The organism is Sphingomonas sp., from assembly GCF_023266535.1.
Taxonomy (GTDB): domain Bacteria; phylum Pseudomonadota; class Alphaproteobacteria; order Sphingomonadales; family Sphingomonadaceae; genus Sphingomicrobium.
Genome location: NZ_JAHFPY010000107.1, coordinates 1 through 5,335, shown reverse-complemented (window position 1 = coordinate 5,335; position 5,335 = coordinate 1). Strand labels below are relative to the sequence as shown.

The window sequence follows — 5,335 nt, the reverse complement described above, 5'->3', positions numbered from 1 at the left end:
GCGATCGCCGAAGCCACCGCCGCCGCCGAAGCCGCCACGATCGCTAGGACCGCGGTCGAATCCGCCGAACTCCTCGCCACCACCGAAACTGTCGCGCTTGTCACGGCCGCGACCACCGCGGTCACCCTTACGCCCTCGATCGAAACCCATAGAAATTCAAACTCTCTTGTGCCCCTGTAATCAGTAAACCAACGCGCTGGGCTCTTGGCGCAACCGGCAGAACGCGCAGAATCACTGCACGCACGGGCGAGTCCCTACAGGAAAAATGGCGCTTATCCTAGAGACTCCATGGTAAAGGCTGGCAAGCGAGCCGCCAATGCGACTAGATGGGGAACGATCAACTGCCGTCACCGTCGGTTCAGGCGAGGGCAGCAAGGAGCTTTCATACTGTCATGGCGATCCATTTTCACGAAGAAGACTTGCCCAACGCCGACCTGTTCGCGGCCGGTGCAACCATTGCCGTGGATACCGAGGCGATGGGACTGGTCCCGGGCCGCGACCGGCTTTGCCTGGTCCAGCTGTCCGACGGGTCGGGTGACGAGCATCTGGTGCGATTCGGGCCCGACAGCGATTTTTCCGCGCCGAACCTCAAGGCGCTGCTGGCCGATCCTGACCGGCTCAAGCTCTACCATTTCGCCCGCTTCGACGTGGCGATCATCCGTGCCTACCTAGGGATCATGGCGGGGCCGCTTTACTGCACGCGCACCGCGTCGCGGCTGGTCCGCACCTATACCGACCGGCACGGCCTCAAGGATCTGGTCAAGGAATTGCTCGGGACCGACCTTAGCAAGCAGCAGCAGACCAGCGACTGGGGCGCGCCGGAAATCAATGATGCCCAGCGCGAATATGCCGCCAGCGACGTCCGCTATCTGCACCGGCTGAAGGACCAGCTCGACGAGCGCCTAGCCCGCGAAAATCGCGAAGATCTGGCGCAGGCCTGCTTCGATTTCATCCCCGCTCGGGCGTTGCTCGACCTGGCCGGCTGGGCCGAGGCCGATATCTTCGCCCATGATGGCTGAGCAGCGCCATGTCCCAGGCAGCTGACCGAAGGCAGGAGCGCAAGCGCCTCTGGGCCGAGCCAGGCAGCAAGCATGACGCCGTCGTCCGCGCGACCAAATATGGCCTGCCGATCGTCATCGTCGTGCTGGTGGCATTGCTGGCCATCGCGCCGTTCGAAAAGCGCGGCGATGTCAGCTTCATTCTCGACAAGAACAAGGTCGACGAGGCGAAAGAGCGGATGCGGGTCGAGCAGGCGCGTTATGTCGGCGAGGACAATAAGGGCCAGAAGTTCGAAATTGTCGCCGACCGTGCCGTCCAGCAATCGAGCAACGTACCGGTGGTGATGATCGAGGGAATGCGGGCCCGCCTCAACCTGTCGCGTGGTCCGCTCAACATCATCGCGCTTAAAGGGCGCTATGACCTGGAAGGCGAAGAAGTGTCGGTCGACGGGCCGGTCCGCGTTGTCGGACCCGATGGCTACAACCTGTTGACGCGCGACGTGCAGGTCGACCTCGACGCGCGTACCATGCAGTCGCGCGGTGCAGTCAATGGCGAAATGCGGCTAGGCGAATTCCAGGCCGGCAACCTCAGTGCCGATCTGGACGAGCGGGTGGTTCGGCTAAACAATGGTGTGCGCTTGAAAATACGTCAGGGGGCGGTCAGATGAAGCCTATGAAGTCGAAGCGTTTCATCGCCATTGCCGCGCTGGCCCTGGCAACTGCGGGTGCCGCCGTTGCCCAGCAGGGCATTTCCGCGCTCAAGGGGCACAACAGCCGGGCGCCGGTCGATATTTCGGCCGATCGCGGCGAAGCCCAGGACCGAGCCGACCGGGTCGTGTTCGCCGGCAATGTCGTCGTCAAGCAGGAGGAACTTACCCTCCGCACCGAGCGGCTGACGGTGGCTTATACCGACAGCAATGGCATCGACATCAACCGCATCGACGCCAGCGGCGCGGTTGTCGTCACCAGCCCCAGCGAAACCGCGCGCGGCGATTTCGCGGTCTATGACCTCGACCAGGGCATGATTACGATGGTCGGCAATGTCCGGCTGGAGCGCAACGGCTCGTTCCTCAACGGCGGCCGGCTGACGATCGATCTCGACACCGGCCGGGCGGTGATGGACGGCGGCATGCGCGGAGTCAGCCAGGGCGGCGGTGGCCGCGTGACCGGGCGTTTCACCGTTCCCCAGCGCAGCACGGGCAAGACCAAGACGCAATGAACGATGCCGCGCTCTTCGATGCTTCTGCCGGCGCCGCCGGAACGACGATGCGCGGGCTCGAGGTGCGCTCGATCGCCAAAAGCTATGACCGTCGGGCGGTGCTCCACGACGTGTCGCTGCATGTCGAACGCGGCGAGGTTGTCGGCCTGCTCGGCCCCAACGGCGCCGGCAAGACGACCAGCTTCTATTCGGTGATGGGTCTGGTCCGGCCCGACGCCGGCCGGATCTTCCTCGACGGGCGTGATATCACCAACCTGCCGATGTACCGGCGGGCGATCCTCGGCCTTGGCTATCTGCCGCAGGAAACCTCGATCTTTCGCGGCCTCACGGTCGAGCAGAACATCCTCTCCGTGCTGGAAGTGTCCGAACCGGACAAGGCGGAGCGGGAGGCGCGGCTCGAGCAATTGCTGGGCGAGTTCGGCCTGACCCATTTGCGCGAATCCCCGGCGATGGCGCTGTCGGGCGGCGAGCGGCGGCGCTGCGAGATCGCGCGATCGCTGGCGGCGGAGCCGTCGATCATGCTGCTCGACGAGCCGTTCGCGGGCATCGATCCGCTGTCGATCAGCGACATTCGCGACCTGATCTGCGAGCTCAAGCAGCGCGACATCGGCGTGCTCATCACCGACCATAATGTGCGCGAAACGCTCGACATCGTCGACCGCGCCTGCATCATCTATGACGGGCAGGTGCTGTTCGAAGGGACCCCGCAGGCGCTGGTCGCCGACGAGAATGTGCGAAGGCTCTACCTTGGCGAGAGCTTTGCCCTCTAGCGCGAGGCTCTGACACCATGGGGCTCGGCCCGCGTATCGACATTCGCGTTTCGCAGCAGCTGGTGATGACCCAGCAGCTGCAACAGGCGATCAAGCTGCTCGCGCTCAGCAACCTCGAAATCGAAGCGGTCATCGCCGAGGAATTGGCCAAGAACCCGCTGCTCGAGGCGCGGCCGGGCGAAGGCGGCACTGCCAGCGACACCATCATCCGCGAGGACCGCGAGTTCGGTGACGAGGCGGCCGACCCCAGCGGTTCGGACGAAATGATCGGCACCAAGCTCGGCACCGAGGATTCGGCGGTCGACATGGACTGGCAGGCCGCAGCGCTGGAGGTCGACAGCTTTGCCGACGTCGGCAGCGGAGGGGGTGGCGGCGAGGAAGCATTCGACTTCGACCGGCTCGAGGGCGGCGAATCCGGGCTTGCCGAGCATTTGCTCGCCCAATTGCAGGGGACCGGCGGGACCATTGGCCGGCTCGCCGGGATGATTGTCAATGAACTGGAAGAGACCGGTTACCTCGGCACGCCGCTGAAGCTGATCGCCGAGGAATGCGAGGTGAGCGTCAAGGAGGCGGAGGAAGCGCTGGCGCTGGTCCAGTCGCTGGATCCGCCGGGCGTTGCCGCGCGCAATCTTGAAGAATGCATCGCGCTGCAGGCGAGGGCGGCCGACCGCTACGACCCGGCCATGGCCCGCCTGATCGCCAACCTCGACCTGCTGGCCAAGGGGCGAATGGCCGACCTTCGCCGCATTTGCGGGGTCGACGAGGAGGATCTCGCCGACATGGTCCGCGAACTACGGGCCTATGATCCGAAGCCGGGGGTCCGTTTCGCTGACCGGGAACCCGAAGCGATCACGCCCGACGTGTTCGTCCGCCGGACCTCGGGCGGCTGGTTGGTCGAGCTCAACAATGCCGCCTTGCCAAGGGTGCTGGTCAATCGCCGTTACCATGCCGAGCTGAAGCAGGGCCCGCAGGACAAGGCGTCGAAAGCCTGGTTAGGCGAATGCCTGGCCAGCGCCAACTGGCTGGTCAAGGCGCTCGACCAGCGCGCCCGGACGATCGTCAAGGTGGCGTCCGAGATCGTCAAGCAGCAGCATGGCTTCTTCGAACAGGGCGTCTCGGCGCTCCGGCCACTGACCCTCGCCAAAGTCGCCGAGGCAATCGAAATGCACGAATCGACCGTCAGCCGGGTCACCTCGAACAAATATCTCGCCTGCGACCGGGGGATGTTCGAGCTCAAATATTTCTTCGGCTCCGGCGTGGCCTCGGAAAGCGGTGAAGGCGCCGCGGCCGAGGCAGTCAAGGCGGCGATCAAGGACATTATCGACGACGAGGTCGAAGTGCTGAGCGACGATGCCGTCGCCGCGATGCTCAAGGAACTGGGCATGAACGTCGCCCGCCGCACGGTCGTCAAATATCGCGAAGCGATGGGGATCGGCTCGTCGATCCAGCGCCGCCGCCAGCGCAAGATGGTGGCAGGTTAGAGCGAAACGCGCGCCCAGATCGGCAGATGGTCGCTGGCCTTGCGCGCCTCGACGCTGGCGTGAACCCCGGCCGCCTCGATCGCCAGGCTCTGGTCGACGAAGATCCGGTCGAGCGCGGCGATCGGCCGGCGGGCATGAAAGCTGGGGCCGGTCGGGGCGACGCGATAACTGCCGTTGAGCTCGTGGTGGAAGCCGCCGGCATCGCGCCACTCATTGGTATCGCCCATCAGGATCGTCGGCATCTTCTGCGGCCGCCGTTCGATCATTTCGAGGATCGCCCGCATCTGCCGCCGCCGCCACAGGCCGGACAGGTCGAGGTGCATGCCGACGACGCGCACCGGCCGGTCGCCGATCAATAGCTCGGCCATCACCGCGCCGCGCGGTTCGAGGGTCGGCAGGTCGAGCGCGGCGACGTCCATCACGTCGACATGCTTCTTCACCAGCAGGGCATTGCCATGCCAGCCGAGGTTGCGGGTGTTGATCCCGAACAGTTTCTCGGCCTTCTTGCCGCCGGGCAGCTGGTCCAGCATCCGCTTGTGGCGGACGCGGAAGGCGACCGGTTTGTACAGGCCGTGCTCGTCGATCAGCTCGTGCGGCACCGCCGCGCCGCGCCCGCCGATGCGCTTGTCGGCCTCCTGCAGCGCGACCACGTCGGCATCGATTTCTTGCAGGACGTGGAGCACCCGGTCGGGCCGCCGCCGACGGTCGGTCCCGATCGCCTTACGCATATTATAGCTGGCGACGGTGATGCAGGGGCCGGAAGTCATTGGTGCCCAAACCGCCGCTGCACAGGCTATGTTCCTTAGACGTCGAGGTTGGCGACGGAGAGCGCATTCTCCTGGATGAATTCACGGCGCGGTTCGACCA

At 65.1% G+C, this 5,335-nt stretch carries 6 protein-coding genes; 5 read left to right on the top strand and 1 reads right to left on the bottom strand.

Going from position 1 to position 5,335, the window contains the following annotated elements; translation table 11 throughout:
- Window positions 1–392: 392 nt before the first annotated feature.
- Genes Q0C64_RS13035 through rpoN form a run of 5 tightly spaced genes read left to right on the top strand, consistent with a single transcriptional unit; the run spans window position 393 to window position 4,468 of the window.
- Window positions 393–1,019, top strand: a complete 627-nt coding sequence (locus Q0C64_RS13035; RefSeq protein ID WP_294124273.1) for a ribonuclease D — start codon at window positions 393–395, stop codon at window positions 1,017–1,019.
- Between the two features lie 8 nt (window positions 1,020–1,027).
- Window positions 1,028–1,666: an LPS export ABC transporter periplasmic protein LptC gene (gene lptC / locus Q0C64_RS13030; protein WP_294124272.1), complete on the top strand. Its 639-nt coding sequence runs from the start codon at window positions 1,028–1,030 to the stop codon at window positions 1,664–1,666.
- 5 nt (window positions 1,667–1,671) lie between these two features.
- Window positions 1,672–2,217, top strand: a complete 546-nt coding sequence (locus tag Q0C64_RS13025; RefSeq protein ID WP_294124271.1) for an LptA/OstA family protein — start codon at window positions 1,672–1,674, stop codon at window positions 2,215–2,217.
- On the top strand, window positions 2,214–2,987 hold the full coding sequence (gene lptB, locus Q0C64_RS13020; RefSeq protein WP_294124270.1) for an LPS export ABC transporter ATP-binding protein: 774 nt from the start codon (window positions 2,214–2,216) through the stop codon (window positions 2,985–2,987). Before Q0C64_RS13025 ends, lptB begins: the two co-directional genes overlap by 4 nt.
- A gap of 17 nt (window positions 2,988–3,004) precedes the next feature.
- On the top strand, window positions 3,005–4,468 hold the full coding sequence (gene rpoN / locus Q0C64_RS13015; protein ID WP_294124269.1) for an RNA polymerase factor sigma-54: 1,464 nt from the start codon (window positions 3,005–3,007) through the stop codon (window positions 4,466–4,468).
- Here the strand turns inward: rpoN and Q0C64_RS13010 are convergent.
- Window positions 4,465–5,235 (bottom strand): endonuclease/exonuclease/phosphatase family protein, encoded by a 771-nt coding sequence (locus Q0C64_RS13010; protein WP_294124268.1) that lies wholly within the window; start codon window positions 5,233–5,235, stop codon window positions 4,465–4,467. The two genes, rpoN and Q0C64_RS13010, sit on opposite strands and share 4 nt — an antisense overlap.
- Between the last annotated feature and the right edge of the window lie 100 nt (window positions 5,236–5,335).